Raw genomic sequence first — 17,344 nt, forward strand, 5'->3', positions numbered from 1 at the left:
TAGGAATGGGGAATTGGGAATTGGGAATTGGGAATTGGGCATCGGGCATCGGACATCGGACATCGGGAATTGGGAATTGGGAATTGGGAATTGGGCATCGGGCATCGGACATCGGACATCGGGAATTGGAACTAAAAAATACCAACTGTTAACGAAGAGGGCGGGCACGGGGGCACTGCCCCTACCACAGGTCAAATGTCTACGGTCTACTAACAACTAATAACTAATAACTAACAACTAACAACTGTCAACTGTCAACTGTCAACTGTCAACTGTCAACTGACTCAAGTCGGGACGAGTTCGCCCGGCCGCAATTTTGCCCATTTGCCGGTCTCTTGTTTGAAACTTTGACACCCGACTACATCCCATTCCATTTCTACTTCGTCTTGACGGGGGCGGATGTTGACGTTGATGGTGGGTTCTACGGGGTCGAAATCGGGTGTTTCGGTGAGGTGGATTTGTTCGTGCTGTCCTTCTACGGCGTGGTATGTGAAGCAGCGGTCTACATAGTGGCAGTTAATACAAATACACATTCTTGATATCCTCTGTGCATTTCAAAAAGATTGGTGAATTTTGAGCTTTCTGTTAATCTAGCGTAGCAAGAGTTTTATTGTTTGTAAGGAAAGTAGATTTTTGTTGCGATGCCGATGAATTTGCCACCTGCGTTATCTCCTGAGACTTGGCCGTTCGATTTGGAACTGCTGACACCGCCTGTTTATTTGGTGGGCGGCGCGGTGCGGGATGCGCTGCTGGGCCGCCGATCGCACTATTTTGATTTGGATTTCGTTATGTTAGCACGGGCAGTGAAAACTGCTAGAAAAATTGCCGATCGCACGAAAGGCGGATTTGTGTTGTTGGATGCGGAACGACAGATTGCGCGGGTGGTGTTTGCGGGCGGTACGGTGGATTTTGCACAGGCTTTCGGGGGGAGTCTGGAGGAGGATTTGCACCGCCGCGATTTTCGGATAAATGCGATCGCCTGCAATCCTTTTACCGGAGAAATCATCGATCCTTTGGACGGTCAAACTGATTTGCGGTTGGGTTTGCTGCGGATGATTTCGCGATCGAATTTAGAGGACGATCCGCTGAGGTTATTAAGAGCTTACCGCCAAGCAGCACAGTTGGGTTTTGCGATCGAACCGGAAACTTTGCAGGCGATTCGGGAATTGGCGCCGTTGTTGAGTCGGGTGGCGGTGGAACGGGTGCGGACAGAATTGGGTTATTTGTTGAGCAATAATAACGGTGTTCCTTGGATTTGTAAGGGTTGCGAAGATGGGTTGTTTTCGATTTGGTTTGAAAGTGCGATCGACCGTTTCGATATCTTGACAAAAATTGACTCGTGTGCTGCTGATTTGGCGGCAATTTACCCGGAGTTGGAGAGAGAGTTTGGGCGATCGATTCGAGATACAATTAAAACGCCGTTGTTGGCGATCGGGAAGTTGGCTGTTTTGGCAAATTCCGACCCGACAATCGCTGAAACCGAGTTGCTGCGGTTGAAGTACAGCAATGCAGAGATTAAAAGTGCGATCGAGCTTTTGAAATATTTGCCACAACTTCAAGCACAACCGATTGCAGAAATGTCCTTACGAGAACAGTATTTCTTGTTTCGCGACGTGGGAATAGTATTTCCAATTTTAGCAGTTTTAGCCATGGCAGCGGGAATTGCGGTTGAGGAGATTGCACTGTTAATTAATCGCTATCTCGATGTCGGTGATATAGTCGCCCATCCCACACAATTAGTGAGCGGCAATGAGTTAATGGAATCTTTGAATATTCCCAGAAGTCCACGCATCGGTCAATTGTTAATGGAGATTCAATTAGCGCGGGTGGAAGGGAGAATTGCGACTCGCGAAGATGCCCTGAAATTGGCGTCAGACTTTGTTGCGGTACAGCCAGATTTGATATAAATACAAATCCCTAAAATGTATAGCGGTTATCAGAAAGATTAGGTACGTTGTTGGGCTTTAGCCCTCTGACTGCCGCATACAAAATACGACTTTGAAACCTCGTTGACTCCTAAATTCGCCTCGGCAGATTAAAGATGAGGTATGAGGTACGTTGTTGGGCTTTAGCCCTCTGACTACCGCATACAAAATACGACTTTCAAACCTCGTTTATCCCTGAGCCAGCCTAGTTTGTTGAGGATAAGTTTAAACCGCCGATTTATCTTTGAGCTCCGTGCTGTTTGAGTAACTTAACAATCTCCGGAGTTGATGATTTGTAAGCAATACTTAAGGCAGTTGCACCATTTTTATTTCGAGCGTTCACATCTGCACCTTTTGAAAGAAATAACTTCACTAATGCAGGTTTTAATTGCGGAGAGATACCAGTATTGGATTGCACAATTCTCATCAACAGAGTAGTATTATCGTAGGGATCTGGAGCGTTGACATCAGCACCGCGATCGATCAATAATTTTACAAGCTCAATATTTCGATGGGAGACAGCGCTGTACAGTAAACCTGATGGTACTTGGGCTTTATTCTTGAGAAGTAATTCAATTATCTCTTGCTTCGTTTTTTCAGACTCAAACCTATTGATTACAGAAAAAAAGGTGTTATCATTCACCTTGGCGCCTCGCTCGATCAAGGCTTTCATTGCTTGAGAATTGCCGCTTTCTGCTGCGATGTTGAGTGCTGTTTGTCCGTATTCGCTGCGATCGATCGCCTCCATGTCTGCACCGCTGGCGATTAAAAGGTCGATCGCCCCGCTACCCCGTCCAGCAGCCGCCGCGTGCAGGGGCGTTTGTCCTGATTTGTCGAAATCCCTTACATCCAATCCTTTTTGGAGAAACAACTGTACAATTGCCTGATTTGGGCCAAAAGCAGCCGCGTGTAACAGTGTTTGGTTTAAATAAGTCTTGAAATGGATATCTGCATTTTTTGCCAAGAGCTTTTCGACTGCTGCGCGATCGCCCGTGTAAGCAGCACTAAACAGCAAAATGTTGATATTATCTATTTTCGGCAATTCCCATTCATCTAACATATCCCCAATTCTCACCCGATCGCCCTGCCAACTCACAGACACAAGTTGCACCATGTCAACACTTGTACTATTCAACTCTTTTCCAGCCGCATCCAACAGAAATACATCGCAGGGGGCATCACTTCCTCCACCGGGCATAGAAAACAGCATCGGATATCTGAGAATCGCGATCGAATATTTGCCATCAGGACTAAATTCGGCCGTGCGAATACCCAATTTCATAATTTGTCGGGGGGCAACGGAGAGGATAATTAACAAGCCTAAAATACCAAGACAGCCAAAACGAAAGAAACGCATAATTATCTTAAGGTAGCTTATGCGATCGACTATAGCAGTGCTAAATGAGTCGTAAAGTTTTTTACCCCACCCCAACCCTCCCCTTATTAAGGGGAGGGAGTAAGAAATTTACAAATGATTTAGGATTGCTATATAACTTTTAACCTATGTCGGTCGATCGCACTTTGGGAATTAGCAAACAACGATCGCGATCGCACCTGCAAATCTTTGAGCAGCATGGTGACGCCAGATAGAGCGACTTTTGGACGATCGGCAAAATTTACTGCAAGCTAGACTAGAGTTGTAATGGTCGTTCTCGATCGACAATTTACAACAACTCAGGAAAAAACATTCATCCAGCAAAGCCCGGGAATTCCCGTTGGAGCTTGTGCTGGTTGTTCCCTTCGTGTTACTACTGAGTTACGAAACTTCCGCATATCCTCGGCGAGGAACTAAGCTTTTCCCAAGTCTGAGCAATTGCTGCATTCCTATCCGCTGTTTCCGTTAAACTTTGGTCAGGAACCCAACTCTAAAGAGATTGGGCTTGCAAGAGAAATCAAGTAAGCCATTCTGACCAGCCTAAGTCTTCACTGACTACGTTATTTGGGTCACGACACCCTGTGGATGCGACGCCAGTCTCCTGCTCTGTCGCTAGTGGTTAAACAGTTTTAAGGTCACTGAAACAGTGCTGCTAGCCCAACAAGCCCTTATAACATTGGCGAGGCGAACATTACCCCGCAAGGGAGGCTCCACAAGAGCAAACATTATGCGTACAGGGTTGCAAGGTTTGAAACGGTAACTGTCCCGTTGAAAGTGCATTACAAAAGTACACCAAACCAAGCAACTCCAAGGCGGTAATGGCAAGAAAGATTCAAGGCGGTTGAAACCGCCCGGGTTGTTTCCCTCTCAGGTCTAAAGACTCTGAGTTTCTCACTTACCGAATAGTTTGATGATTTTTGAGCGCCTTGAAATACTACAGCCAACATCCTAACGCTTTCTCGATCGACTATCTCAACGACTTACGAGGAGCAATTCTCGCCTCACCTTACTTTGCAACCAACAACCTCAACCGCGATTTCATCGGCACAAAAGGCTTTTCCGTGGTATTTGGGCGCGCTCAAATCGCCGAAGTCGAGCGCCGATTCCCGTTGTTCAAACCCTATCTAGACCAAGCATTACAGCCGGAATGCAACGCTTTTTACCTCAATCCCCTGCTTCTGGGCGAAGGTTCCCGCGTCGATCCGCATATCGATCGATCTTTGCGATCGTACTGCAAAACGGTTGAACCTCCCGCCGCCGTCAGCGTTTTGTACGTACAAGTTCCCCCAAATTTGCAAGGCGGAGAATTGATACTCCGGCGCAACAAACAGCAAGTCGGACAGATTAAGCCACAAGTCAATTCACTGATCTATTTTCAAGGAGATTTGACACACTCAGTCAACGCCGTAAAAAGTAGCGGGACTCGCTTAAGTTTGGTTTGCGAACAGTACAGTTTGAGCGCCACAGAATTACAAGATATTCCCGGATTTACAATCGAGTCTCGGGCCGCGAAAGCAAAGAATAAGTGAAGTTTATTCGATAATTGATATCTGATCCAGTGAATGAATCAAAATGCTTGTAGGGGCGGGTTAACCAACAATTTATGGCTCAAACCAACAATCTCATAAACCCGCCCCCACCACGCGACAAAATTAGCTCGCGCGCAATTCAACGGACATGAAATGAGCTAGTAGCTAGTAGGGTGCGTCAGCTTTGAACTCTCAATTATTGACAAAATAACCCGCTGCTGACACACCCTACAACTCAAATTCTGCCGTTATGTGCGATCGGGCGATCGCCCCTTCGCCAAAAAAACTAAATTTTTGTAGCCTACGATACATTTATTTTCTTAATGATTGTTTACAATTTCCAAGTGTAGATTGTGTACTCTCCATAATTCCCCAAAACCCTAAACAAGTGCGTTGTTTGGTGGACAGCGATTTATCGATCGTCGAACCATTAAAAACCATAAGTAGTTTTGACCAGAATTCATAGGAATTAACTCGCACAAAATTTTTGAGCTTACCAGGGTGAAAATTAGCCAGCAAATCTGTGCAGCGCCGACATCTACGATGTTGACTCAAATTAGTACAGTCTCCAGTCATCTATTTGCTTGCTAATAATCGAAATCCAACCGCATCTATGGAACACCGGATTCTCACCAACACCGACGGCGAAGAGATTCCGCCTCGCTCCTCCAATCTTTGAGAGCCAGCCAAACAAGGCATTCTCCAAAAAGTTAGGTCAGACTAAAAATGTTGGTAAATCCAACATATTCGTCAACGGTTAGAATTGCACTAACCTATATTTTTTCACAGCTACTCGTCCTTAATTCGCATAAAAATAACCATGAGTGGAAACGAATCGCGCATTCAAGCAATTTCTCAAATCGTCAACCGCCAAATAACTCCTGCAAAGCCTCCCAAGCGGTTAGAAGAAATGTGGGCAACAGACGTGTTTAGTCTGAGCAAAATGCAAGAAAGCCTGCCCAAAAGCATTTTTAAATCAGTCAAAAATACCATTCAAACAGGTACAACACTCGATCCTTCCGTAGCCGATGTAGTTGCAGTAGCAATGAAAGATTGGGCTATTTCCAAAGGAGCCCTCTACTACGCCCACGTATTCTATCCACTAACAAATAGCACCGCCGAAAAACACGACGGTTTCATCTCCGTCCAAAGCGACGGCTCCGTCATCTCAGAATTTGCAGGTAAACTGCTAGTACAAGGCGAACCCGACGGTTCATCCTTCCCCAACGGTGGCATTCGCTCCACCGCAGCAGCTCGCGGATACACAGCCTGGGATGTCACCAGCCCCGCCTATGTCATGGAAACAGACAACGGCATGACATTGTGCATTCCCACTGTTTTCATCTCCTGGACAGGTGAAGCCCTAGACAAGAAAACCCCGCTTTTGCGCTCCATTGCTGCCATGAACAAAGCAGCAACCAGAGTCTTAAAACTGCTAGGAAATACCGAAGTCGCTCCCGTAAATTCCAGTTGCGGTGCCGAGCAAGAATACTTCCTGATCGATTCCAACTTCGCCAACAGCCGCCCCGATTTGTTATTAGCAGGTCGCACCCTGTTTGGCAAGCCTCCTGCCAAAGGTCAGCAATTTGATGACCACTATTTTGGAGCAATTCCAGAGCGCGTTCAAGTCTTTATGCAAGAAGTAGAAGAAAGAATGTACCGCCTGGGAATTCCTGCCAAAACTCGCCACAACGAAGTAGCACCAGGCCAGTTTGAAATTGCACCCTTTTTTGAAGCAGCAAACGTCGCCAGTGACCACCAACAATTAACCATGACAATTCTCCGCAACACCGCGAAGAAACATGGTTTTATGTGCTTGCTGCACGAGAAGCCTTTCGCAGGAATCAACGGTTCCGGCAAACACGTCAACTGGTCAGTCGGTAACGCCACCCAAGGCAACTTATTAGATCCAGGCGATACACCACACTCCAACATACAGTTCCTAGTTTTCTGCGGCGCTGTAATTCGCGGCGTTCACAAATACGGCCCCTTGTTGCGCGCCGTAGTTGCAACTGCTAGCAACGACCACCGCTTGGGCGCCAATGAAGCTCCGCCAGCAATTATCTCTGTCTATTTGGGATCCCAATTAGAAGATATCTTCGATCAAATTAGCAAGGGGGGTATTAAGGATTCCCAAGGTCGCGGAATCATGAATTTAGGCGTAGAAACACTGCCTGTTTTCGTCAAAGATGCCGGCGACAGAAACCGGACTTCGCCCTTTGCCTTTACTGGAAACCGCTTTGAATTCCGCGCAGTAGGTTCGGGTCAATCTGTTTCCGGCCCGCTGGTCGCGATGAATACAATTCTTGCAGATTCTTTGGACTGGGTTGCTAACAAATTAGAAAGCGCTTTGACCAACGGAACTGACTTGAATGCTGCCATCCAAACACTCTTGAAAGAAGTGATGGACGAGCACGGCGCTGTGGTATTTGGCGGCAACGGCTATTCTGAAGAATGGCACAAAATGGCCGTTGAAGAACGCGGTTTAGCTAACTTGCGGACTACCGCTGATGCTTTGCCCGTATTGAAGGCAGAATACATTGAGGACTTGTTTGAAAAGACAGGTGTTCTCACTCCGGTTGAATTGGAAAGCCGTTTTGATGTGTATGCAGAGCAGTATATACTGGCTATTGAAGTCGAAGCAAAATTGGTCGGCAGCATTTCCAAAACAATGATTTATCCGGCAGCGGTGAGATATTTGTCGGATCTTTCTAACACAATTGCTGGCTTGAAAGAGATTGGCATTGAATTAGAAAAGGCAACTGCTCAACAAGTCGCGACGCTGGTTAAGTCGATGATGGATACTGCGAGCAAGTTGAGTGATGCTTTGAGCAAGCACGATTTTGCTACAACTGAAGAGCATATGCAGTATGCTTCGCAAACCATTCGTCCTTTGATGGATGAGGTTCGTCAGTATGCTGATGCTTTGGAAGCTGAAGTGGCTGATGATTTGTGGCCGCTTCCTACTTATCAAGAAATGCTGTTTGTTAAGTAAGCTGTTGGGCATCTAAATTGTATTTTTGGGGCGGGCTTTCTGGCCCACCCCACAAGACTTTTCTTAAACTTGACTATACAATTTCAATGCACTTGTGCTTAATCGCAAACCTGGTTAATTTCTGGTGAGATTTGTGGGGACACGGCAATGCCGTGTCCCTACAATATTATTTTGGGGTAGGGACACGGCACTGCCGTCTCCTTTGATGTTATGGTTAAAAACTTTATTTTAATCAACGCCCTACAGTTGCTATCAACCGGATTTCAGCGCTCCCGGCAAACAGGCAAAGCAGGCTTCGATCGCTGCGGAACTTGAGCCATTTGATTGTATGCTACAAGCGTTACTTGTCCATCAGCATTTATCACCCAACCTTGAGCGGGAATCACTGGCTGGGGCTGAATTTCTATTTCTGCTTTTGTACCCTGTAGATTCTGACTGCTACCGACGGCCGGTTCCACCCAACTAAACAGGGTAGAATCGCTGCTGAGCAAATCATTTGGGTTCGCAGGTATTCCTCCTTTACCAGTAATAGTAAACTCACTTCCCGCCCCTTGAGTGCAAGGATTAGCTACAATTAACGCCTCTGGAGAGATAACATTTTGTGGCAATTCTACCAATCCTTGAGCCGGATTGACACCAGAAGTGCTAAACGTTACTGCCCCTTGCAAAGCCGGGCCAGCCTGTTGCGAAATAGCCGCGATGTCGCTAGTGGGAATTAAAGAAGTTGGATTCACTTGTAAGTTAGCAAATTCAGCATCAGTCAATCCTAAAGTGCTTCTAGCTGCTTCGCGATTAATGCTCGTAAAACCAAATATATTCGGGACATTCACCGCAACTTGTCCGCCCCTGGCTGTGCGAGCATTGGCTGTAATATCACTATTTTCACGCGGGAGGGCTAACAAAATATCGCTATTAATTCTGATGTTGCCGCCATCAGAATTACCTGCATCGGTGGTAATTCTGCTGCCGCGCCGCAACTGGATGTCTCGCGATCGCAGATTAATATTTGCCCCAGTACCAGATACGGTTGTACCATCAATGCTGGCTTTGTTATCCAGGGCGATCGCATCAGCAACAACGTTGATATTGCCAGCGCGTCCCGATCCAATACTTGCCACATTGACCGTTGCCCCATCCCTAATAATCAATTGATTAACATTCAGATTCAACGAGCCCGCATTCCCCGTAGCGTTGGGATTGACAAAACTAAACGCCCTGCCAGCCGAAGCCTCAATTCTACTGCTGAACCGACCGTTATTCCCACTGCCTTGGACTTCTGTGCGATCGGCATTAATCGTAATATCTCCCGCATCTGCTGCACTCAAAGAACCCGCAGTAATAATGCCCCCATCCCGCAGAGTGAGCCTGGGTGTAGAAAGGCGGATATCTCCACCTCTACCAGAGCTTGTAGTTTGAGTGCCAAGAACACTCGGTGCGAAGCCCGCATTCCCCCCTGTCAAAACTCCAGACACGCCGCTCACTTCGATCGAGTCTGAAGCTCTGATAGTTAAAGTTCCTCCTGGCCCCCCACCGGTAGAAAACACATTTTCACCAATAATCGTACCCGTCGATAAAGTAATTACAGCTCCATTAGAAACAGTCAGCCGCTTAGTGTCGATCGTAATATCCCCAGCTTTCCCCTTTCCATCGAAAGAGCTAGTAGCCAGAGTAGTTTGCCCCGTACCTCCACCCAGACTCCCCGACAATTCTACAGATTCATTCGTTTTAATCGCGATATTCCCCGATGCTCCATCACTACGGCTGATGCCGATCAGACTGGCTCCATCGCGCATGATTAACCGTTGTGCGTCAACAGTGATACTTCCGCCTTGGCCGGTACTTCCACGAGTTGTGCCGCTGTTGAGCACTGAACCGATCAATTCGACGGTGTTAGCACGGATATTCAGATTTCCGGCATTTGCAGCAGTAAAGGTACTGGTACCGCCCAGTGCCCCATCGCGCAGCAGCAGCCGAGGAGTGTCAATGTTAATATTTCCAGCGGCTCCACTACCAGCAGTACCAGCACTCAGCATAATTTGCGGGTCAAAAGGGTTGAACGCTCCAGAGGCTAGATATTGGCTATAAACCCGCTGATAGCCTTCAATTCCCAGCCCGCTCATTTCTACTGAGTCAGTAGCGTGGATGTTTAAATTGTTCCCCTTCCCATCTCCGAGTGTGGCGCTGAGAATTTGCGACCCTTTATCTACTCGCAAGTTTTGGGCATTAATATCAATACTTCTGCCATCAAGATTTCCGAGTGTTAGGCTATAAATTCCTGAACTACTGACGGTGACATTAGAACCTCTGATGTCAATTTTTCCACCGCCTAATCCGCTGGTATTTATCAATGCACCGTTCATTTCAATGTTGCCAAAGTTCTGAATATTGCTGTAGTTTAAATTCAGACCTAAAGCTGTTGGTTCAAATTGCACTAAACCTGGAGTTTTCACACTTCCTAATAATATTTGTCCGGTATAAGCTGTTAAATTGCCGCCGTTTAGTTGAATGTCTCCACCAATTAAGGCTAAAGTTTGACCGGGGTCTACGGCTAAACCAAGTTTGTTAGAAACAGGAACCTCTATCGGTAGTGGTGGTAAGCTTGGTGTTGGGCCAATTGCTTGGGAAGTGTTGACAATTGTACCGGGATTGTCTCGAAATCTCAAGCCCACAGGAATATTAATCGCTAATAACGGCACGGCGCTGGGGTTCGCGCTGCTAAATTCAAAGCCGTTATTAAAAACAATACTATCAGCGGTTGAACCGATAAATGAGCCGCGTAAATCTAATCGAGCATTGGGGCCGAAGATAATTCCTTTCGGATTGAGTAAGAATAAGTTGGCGTTTCCTTGTACTCCTAATGTTCCTAAAATATTGGAAGAATTGCTACCTGTGACGCGGGTAAAAATGTTAGCAATGCCGTTAGGATTGGCAAAATATGCGCCTCTACCTTCACCGACGTTGAATTCGCGGAAACTGTGAAATAAGCTAGAACCGCGACTTGCACCGCCTTCTATGCGGTCTGATGGTAGGTTATTGATGCTGTCGGAGACTGTGCGGGAGTTTTCAGTTGCTAAAGTGCGATCGGGGATGATTTGAGCAATTGTGGCAGTGGGAAATAGCAATAAGAAAGCAAAAAATAGAGTAGAAGATAGGCGGGGCATTGTTTAACCTCTCTTAGAAGTTACGCTGCTGAATAAAATTGGACGATCGACATTAGATATCTGGCGAAAAACTAATCTCGAACAGGCTTTCCGGCCTGTTGCACAAGAATTATACCAGATGTCTAATTGTATTTTTCAATCAGCCGATCGCCCTGAACTCAAATTCCCCTAAATCAAACGATTTGTTTGCTCGCGGGTTCCCCCGTACCAGGAGGTACTACTGAATCGCCAAAAGCAATCCGCAGAAAAGGCGGAGCCAAGAAAGTCGTCAGAATCACCATGATAATAATCGAGACTTCCAACGGCTTATCCAACACCCCACTCGCCGAACCAATTCCGGCAAAAACCAAACCGACTTCGCCCCGAGGAATCATCCCAACTCCGATCGCCAATCGATTGATTCCGGGCACACCAAACACCACCCAACCTGTAACAATTTTGCCAATAATCGCCACCACAATCAAGAAAGCCGCAATCAAAAGGCCCGCCCGATTATCCGGCACTGCTGGGTTCAAAACTCGCAAATCGGCCCTAGCTCCCACTGTCACAAAAAAGATGGGGACAATGACATCTGAGATGGGTTTCACCAATTCATCCAACTCTGTGCGCGCATCGCTTTTATCCAACACCAAACCAGCCGCAAACGCACCCAAAATCGCTTCCAGATGAATTGCGTTGCCCAGAAATGCCATGAATAAGGCGAAAATAAAGGCCGGGATAATAATATTGCCGCGAGTTTTGAGTTGGCCCACCACCGCCGAGAAGGTTTTGTCGAAGACACCGCCCAACAGAATCGAACCTAACAGAAATACAGTGGCGCTGACAATCAAATAGATGACATTAACAACATCAATTTCACCAGTTTTAGCTAAGCTAGCGACAACAGCTAGGACAATAATTCCCAGCACATCATCAATCACTGCCGCACCGACAATAATTTGACCTTCTTTAGATGTCAGTTGTCCTAAATCAGACAACACTTTCGAGGTAATTCCGATGCTGGTTGCTGTCAAAGCCGCACCTGCAAAAATTGCCGGAATTGCTGGAGTGTGGAAAATTACCATCAAGCCAACAGTACCTGCGGCAAAGGGAACAGCCACGCCTACACAGGCGACAACGACGGCTTGAACTCCGACTTGTTTTAGTTGATTGAGATCGGACTCTAAGCCAATTTCAAACAGCAGAATAATTACGCCTAATTCGCCCAGCACAGAAATGATTTCACTCTGCGATTCAAAGACACTGGTAAGGGCGGCAGGGGATAGATGGTTGAGCGATTGTAGAACACTCATAATCCCGGAGTCTGAAGCTGACAGCCCGCTTTCGGAAAAAACGATCAGGTGTAAAGCAGACACCCCGACAATTACCCCTGCTACCAATTCACCCAATACGGGCGGTAAATCGAAGTTTCTCGCTACTTCTGCGCCTAATTTACTGGCGATATAAATCACTACTAAACTGAGCAAAACTCCGCTGAGGACGATCGGCGAATTTTCGGGATCGACTGTTGCTAGCAAAGGTATGGGAGCAATTAGCGATGCTATCCCTGAACTGAAAGCTGTAATTGTAGGGTTCAAAAACATGGTATGATGATGATAAGAAAGACATTCAAATCAGATAGTTCCGGACGCAGACAAACTCAAAGGTTCCGGTTTTGTTAAGGATGGTTTTGCCGATTCAGAATATCATGCAAAGGTGGAAGAACCCAAATCTGGTGGTACATCCTGCCACCGCCCTTGTCCAACGGCTTGAATGGCTTCTTTTAGCAAGATATCGCCGGTATAAATTGCTCTACCAACGATCGCACTTTTGACACCAATTGGTTCCAAAGCCAACAAACTTAACAAATCTGCGATCGAACTGACGCCGCCGGAAGCAATCACCGGAATCGAGATGGCGCTAGCAATTTCCCGCAAAGATTCCAAATTCGGCCCTTCCATGGTGCCGTCGCGGTGAATGTCGGTGTAAATAATTTCAGCCGCCCCTAATTCTGCCATTTTTTGCGCCAATTCTGTCGCTAAAACTTCGGAAGTTTCCAGCCAGCCTCTGGTAGCAACTTTACCGTTTCTGGCATCGATTCCGACGAGAATTTGACCTGGAAATTCGGCACACAATTCACCGACTAATTGCGGTTGTTCGACGGCGACAGTGCCGAGAATGGCGCGCTGAACGCCTAATTTGAGAATTGCCGCGACAGAAGGGCGATCGCGCATTCCGCCTCCTAATTGACAGGGAACGTCTACTGCGCGGACGATCGCCTCAATGGCTGCTAAGTTTACAGGATGACCTGCTTTTGCCCCATCGAGGTCTACCAAATGCAGCATTGTGGCGCCTTCATTTACCCACTGTCTGGCGACTTCGACGGGATTTTCGTTAAAAGTTTGGGACTTGGCGTAGTCTCCCTGATAGAGTCTGACGCATTTTCCGTCCAAAAGGTCGATCGCTGGAATTACATTCATAATATTTGGGAATTGGGGAATTGGGGAATTGGGAATTGGGAATTGGGAATTGGGAATTGGGAATTGGGAATTGGTAATTGACTGCTGTCAACTGTCAACTGTCAACTGTCAACTGTTTAAATACCTTCACAACCGCTATTTAAATGAAACATAATCGATGACGATAGAGTTGACCACAAAGGAGTATCAATCTCAGCTTCTCGCAAAGCTTCAGCCGTCCAGTCATTGCAAGTTCTCAAAATAGAGTAACTGCCTTTTGCTTCATAAAAACTGTCAGTGTTGTAGTAGCCGTAGCTGATTTTTATTTTATTACCTGCTGCGTCTAATTGGAATGTATTTTTAAGGAAATTTACCAGCCTCCGATAATTTTTCCCACTAATTTTAACACATTTGGTTTCTATATCTTGAGGAAAAACTCGATAACCTTGAACGTGGAGGGTAGACGGAGTAGGGAGAAATAGAGCATTGAAAGCTATAACTGGGTTGATGGTTGCTGAGGTGGGACTTTCCAGCATAAAAGCTCGATCTCCCCAGCCAAAAGACAAATATTTATAATCATAATTTGCCTCTCGTCCTATTTGTGTAATTGGTAAATATTGATTCCAGTCAAAGTATTGATTTTTAACTGGAACGATGATTTCGGTGTGGATGCCTTGGTTAGAAACTTGTACGCTAACTGTGCAATTTTTTTGCGAGGATTGTTCCCACTTTCGGGGAGTCAGGTAGCCGATTGCAGCAAGGATAGCAATCAGACATAAATTAAGAATACAAATGCGGTAAATTAATTTAGTGTTAAACATTATATCTATTTTCAAGGTTCGTAGTGAGGACTTTAGTCCTTAATAATCTTAAGAAGAAGGACTGAAGTCCTCACTACGAACGAAGAAGAAGAAGGACTGAAGTCCTCACTACGAACGAAGAAGAAGAAGGACTGAAGTCCTCACTACGAACGGTTTTAAACAGGCGGGCGTTGCATCTTTGTGGGAAAGAATTCTTGCAGGGCAGAATTTCGCTGTTCGGGAGTTTCGCTGGCCCAATTTGACAAGCTTTCATAGAAAAAGAAGGAAACCCCTGCAAAATTTCTCTTTCGGACTGCTTGCACTTGCTCTTGAATTTGTGACAGCGGAATAGAACTGTTTTTCAAACCTGTTAAAATACCGATCGCAGTTGGAATGTGCTTTTTGGCGAGTTTGACTTCTTCCCGTTCCAGTTCGGCATTAAAACGCTTGATATCGCTGCGATACACCTGTACTATAAGTTCTTCGATGTAACCGCGTCTTTCCCAGGTAAACCAGTCCTGCAAGTGGGCGGGTAAAGCAAAGTGCAAGGGATTGGGAGATAAACTAATAATACATTTTTGTTTGCGGGATTTGATGGCGCGGGAAATTCGCCCCATGAAGTCGTTGATTTTGTCGGCGCGCCAGCGGATCCAGAAGGTTTCGCGGGCGTCATTGGAGGGAGGACTTTTGATTTGTTTTTCATACATTAACACTGTTTGCGGCTCGTAGCCAAACTCTACGGGCAAACCGAAATGGTCGTCAAATTGAATGCCATCTAGATCGTAATTATCGACGATTTCTAAGATTAAATCTAAGATAAATTTCTGAACTTCCGGATGAAAAGGATTCAGCCAAACTCGATCGTGCGTGCCTTCTTTCCAAATAGTTGAACCGTCGCGTCGCGTCGCCAGCCAGTCAGGGTGAAGTCTGGCTAATTCCGATTCGGCGGGAGCCATGAAACCAAACTCAAACCACGGGATTACTGCTATACTTTTTTTGTGGGATTGTGCTATAATTTCTTTGAGAATGTCTCGGTCTTGCAATCCTGGTGATGGGTCGATCGACTTTCCGAATACTCGTTTGGCTACAGCGCTGGGATAAAGCGTATAGCCTCCTTGCCAAACCGTAGGATAAATGGTGTTAAAGTTGAGTTTGTCCAGTCGATTTACAGCGTCAATGATGTTGTTGCGGGAGAAAATAACGTCGCTGTCAATATTAGTCAGCCAGATGCCGCGCAATTCGGTGGTTGGGGTTTTGGGTGCAGTTTGAGCTTCCATTCGGGGGGAGAAAATTGCGGCGGAGGTAAGGGCGATCGCAAAAACAACTATTAAAGCCAGTATCCGCCGCCATTTGTGCAGTTTAATCATCAATTTTTCGCAAACACCACAATCTAATATCATACTGTAACGTTCGCACTGCAAACCTGACTTTCTTGAACCCGCGGAGGCGGGTTTTGTCTGTATAGTCGCGGTTTCAACCGCCGAGTCTTTCTTCAACCCGCCTCCTCGGGTTTTGTCTGTCTAGTCGCGGTTTCAACCGCCGAGTGGCAATTTCATCACTTGGCGGTAGTGCGATTCAATCTCGCCCACCATCGGCGATTGGCGCTTGCTACTCCACTCGCTGCGATCGAATAATTGCCGCCTCAAACCATCAACATCAATGGTTTTCACCTTACCTTCAGCGACAATTTGTTTGCCGTTTACCCAAACGCTATCTACCGTATTTGTCGGGCGTCCCAAAATTAGCAAACCAATCGGATCGGTGCGCGGCAACAATGATAAACTGGTTAAATCGTACAGCACCAAATCCGCTTTTTTGCCGACAGTTAGCGAACCAATTTCATCGCCGAGATTCAAGCCTTTTGCTCCCCCCAGCGATGCCATTTCTACAGACTGGCGCGGTGTAATCCAGTGGCGGTAATCCAAATCCGTAATATTGTGCAGAATTGAACCCATTTTAATCGCTTCCAGCAAATCTTGAGAGTCGTTGCTAGCGGCGCCGTCGCAGCCAAAAGATACGTTTACTCCAGCTTGGCGGTATTTCAAAATCGGTGCAATCCCGCTTCCTAAGCGCAGGTTGCTGAGGGGATTGTGTACAACAGTCGATTGAGTTTCTGCCATAATTGCAATGTCGGCATCGTCCAGCCACACGCAGTGCGCTAAGGAAGTGCGCGGACTTAAATAACCGATTTGTTGCAAATGTTCGACAGCGCTACAGCCGTATTTTTCGCGAGCTAACTGTTTTTGAGCGGGCGTTTCTAAGAGGTGGGCGTGCAGGCAAAGATTGTAGCGATCGCCCAAATCGATGCAGCCTTCAAACAAAGCATCAGAACACAGTTGAATTCCCGTCGGTGCCAGCAATATATTAACACCTTTTTCTGGATAGTGAAACTGTTTGATAGCTGCTTCCATGAGTTCCAAAGTTGCATTTGTCGAGCGAATGTAAGCCGCGTGCTCGATGCCACTCTCGCCCGCAGGCATTCCCGCTGTCAGGGATTCATCTTGAATTAACGGCCCGATAAAAGCGCGGATGCCGATTTCTTGATAAGCGCGAACTGCCGCAGCAATTGTCTCTAATTCTTGCCCCGGAATCAAAACTAAATGATCGACTACACTTGTACCGCCCGAGAGCAATGTTTCTACCGCAGTTCCCAAGGCACTCAAGTAAACTTGTTCCGGATCGAGAGGCGTGAAATCGTACAGTTCGCCAATCCACAACTCCAGCGGTAAAGGCGGAATAATCCCGCGCTGCCACATTTCAGAAGAGTGCGTGTGCGCGTTGACAAAACCGGGCAGCAGCAGCTTATTTTTGCCATCGATTGCTGTTTCTGTAGGAGCTAAATTTTGGGCGATCGCACTTATGCAATTATCGGCCACTTGCACGTCTGCGGTTTCATAACCACTCTCAACCGGAATCAAAGCATTTTGGATTGTAAAACTCATATATTTACCCTTTCTGGTGAATTCACATCTCTTTCTATTTTAGGACTAGATCATCTTCTTTTATCTCGTTCTCAGCCTTTTAAATATCGTTTAATCTCGTTCCCAGGCTATGGCTGGTAATGCATATAAGCGAGAAAGAGCCTCGCCTGTGGTTTACTGGAGGTAGAGCCTCCTGCAAG

At 46.4% G+C, this 17,344-nt stretch carries 12 protein-coding genes; 4 read left to right on the forward strand and 8 right to left on the reverse strand.

Translation table 11 applies throughout. The features are described from left to right. Window positions 1-5 precede the first annotated feature (5 nt). Window positions 6-152, forward strand: coding sequence for a hypothetical protein (locus tag JGK11_RS05825; protein ID WP_293176922.1), 147 nt, complete (start codon window positions 6-8; stop codon window positions 150-152). 132 nt (window positions 153-284) lie between these two features. Here the strand turns inward: JGK11_RS05825 and JGK11_RS05830 are convergent, their stop codons facing one another. Next, complete coding sequence (locus JGK11_RS05830) at window positions 285-533, reverse strand: Ycf34 family protein (RefSeq protein ID WP_293146353.1); 249 nt, start codon at window positions 531-533, stop codon at window positions 285-287. Window positions 534-641: 108 nt separating this feature from the next. On the opposite strand from JGK11_RS05830, the gene JGK11_RS05835 reads away from it, so the two are divergent. Next, complete coding sequence (locus JGK11_RS05835; RefSeq protein WP_293176920.1) at window positions 642-1,907, forward strand: CCA tRNA nucleotidyltransferase; 1,266 nt, start codon at window positions 642-644, stop codon at window positions 1,905-1,907. Between the two features lie 256 nt (window positions 1,908-2,163). Here JGK11_RS05835 and JGK11_RS05840 read toward each other — a convergent pair whose 3' ends face one another. Further along, complete coding sequence (locus JGK11_RS05840; protein WP_293210941.1) at window positions 2,164-3,282, reverse strand: ankyrin repeat domain-containing protein; 1,119 nt, start codon at window positions 3,280-3,282, stop codon at window positions 2,164-2,166. Window positions 3,283-4,217: 935 nt separating this feature from the next. On the opposite strand from JGK11_RS05840, the gene JGK11_RS05845 reads away from it, so the two are divergent. Continuing rightward, on the forward strand, window positions 4,218-4,829 hold the full coding sequence (locus JGK11_RS05845) for a 2OG-Fe(II) oxygenase (protein ID WP_293176916.1): 612 nt from the start codon (window positions 4,218-4,220) through the stop codon (window positions 4,827-4,829). 820 nt (window positions 4,830-5,649) lie between these two features. Beyond that, window positions 5,650-7,824, forward strand: coding sequence for a glutamine synthetase III (locus JGK11_RS05850; RefSeq protein WP_293192063.1), 2,175 nt, complete (start codon window positions 5,650-5,652; stop codon window positions 7,822-7,824). Window positions 7,825-8,087: 263 nt separating this feature from the next. Here the strand turns inward: JGK11_RS05850 and JGK11_RS05855 are convergent, their stop codons facing one another. From JGK11_RS05855 to JGK11_RS05880, 6 genes are all read right to left on the reverse strand, one after another. Then, the gene (locus tag JGK11_RS05855) at window positions 8,088-10,985 is read right to left on the reverse strand and encodes an S-layer family protein (RefSeq protein WP_293210943.1); all 2,898 of its coding nucleotides are present in this window, start codon (window positions 10,983-10,985) and stop codon (window positions 8,088-8,090) included. 173 nt (window positions 10,986-11,158) lie between these two features. After that, a complete protein-coding gene (locus JGK11_RS05860) occupies window positions 11,159-12,568 on the reverse strand; it encodes a cation:proton antiporter (protein WP_293210945.1) in 1,410 nt (469 codons plus the stop codon). A 102-nt stretch (window positions 12,569-12,670) separates the two neighbouring features. Next, entirely contained in the window at window positions 12,671-13,444 is a 774-nt protein-coding gene (gene hisA / locus JGK11_RS05865; RefSeq protein WP_293210947.1) for a 1-(5-phosphoribosyl)-5-[(5-phosphoribosylamino)methylideneamino]imidazole-4-carboxamide isomerase, read from the reverse strand. A 116-nt stretch (window positions 13,445-13,560) separates the two neighbouring features. Continuing rightward, window positions 13,561-14,244 (reverse strand): TIGR02117 family protein, encoded by a 684-nt coding sequence (locus JGK11_RS05870; RefSeq protein ID WP_293176906.1) that lies wholly within the window; start codon window positions 14,242-14,244, stop codon window positions 13,561-13,563. Between the two features lie 155 nt (window positions 14,245-14,399). Further along, complete coding sequence (locus JGK11_RS05875; RefSeq protein ID WP_293210949.1) at window positions 14,400-15,590, reverse strand: glycoside hydrolase family 10 protein; 1,191 nt, start codon at window positions 15,588-15,590, stop codon at window positions 14,400-14,402. 165 nt (window positions 15,591-15,755) lie between these two features. Continuing rightward, window positions 15,756-17,165 (reverse strand): amidohydrolase, encoded by a 1,410-nt coding sequence (locus JGK11_RS05880; RefSeq protein ID WP_293176902.1) that lies wholly within the window; start codon window positions 17,163-17,165, stop codon window positions 15,756-15,758. Window positions 17,166-17,344: the final 179 nt, after the last annotated feature.

This window comes from Microcoleus sp. PH2017_34_RAT_O_A (assembly GCF_020737885.1).
Lineage (GTDB): Bacteria > Cyanobacteriota > Cyanobacteriia > Cyanobacteriales > Microcoleaceae > Microcoleus.

What these genes read in the sequence shown, in the direction of transcription:
- JGK11_RS05825 (WP_293176922.1), top strand. Translation starts at nt 6, where the DNA reads ATGGGGAATTGGGAATTGGGAATTGGGAATTGGGCATCGGGCATCGGA.
- JGK11_RS05830 (WP_293146353.1), bottom strand. Translation starts at nt 533, where the DNA reads ATGTGTATTTGTATTAACTGCCACTATGTAGACCGCTGCTTCACATAC.
- JGK11_RS05835 (WP_293176920.1), top strand. Translation starts at nt 642, where the DNA reads ATGCCGATGAATTTGCCACCTGCGTTATCTCCTGAGACTTGGCCGTTC.
- JGK11_RS05840 (WP_293210941.1), bottom strand. Translation starts at nt 3,282, where the DNA reads ATGCGTTTCTTTCGTTTTGGCTGTCTTGGTATTTTAGGCTTGTTAATT.
- JGK11_RS05850 (WP_293192063.1), top strand. Translation starts at nt 5,650, where the DNA reads ATGAGTGGAAACGAATCGCGCATTCAAGCAATTTCTCAAATCGTCAAC.
- JGK11_RS05855 (WP_293210943.1), bottom strand. Translation starts at nt 10,985, where the DNA reads ATGCCCCGCCTATCTTCTACTCTATTTTTTGCTTTCTTATTGCTATTT.
- JGK11_RS05860 (WP_293210945.1), bottom strand. Translation starts at nt 12,568, where the DNA reads ATGTTTTTGAACCCTACAATTACAGCTTTCAGTTCAGGGATAGCATCG.
- hisA (WP_293210947.1), bottom strand. Translation starts at nt 13,444, where the DNA reads ATGAATGTAATTCCAGCGATCGACCTTTTGGACGGAAAATGCGTCAGA.
- JGK11_RS05870 (WP_293176906.1), bottom strand. Translation starts at nt 14,244, where the DNA reads ATGTTTAACACTAAATTAATTTACCGCATTTGTATTCTTAATTTATGT.
- JGK11_RS05875 (WP_293210949.1), bottom strand. Translation starts at nt 15,590, where the DNA reads ATGATTAAACTGCACAAATGGCGGCGGATACTGGCTTTAATAGTTGTT.
- JGK11_RS05880 (WP_293176902.1), bottom strand. Translation starts at nt 17,165, where the DNA reads ATGAGTTTTACAATCCAAAATGCTTTGATTCCGGTTGAGAGTGGTTAT.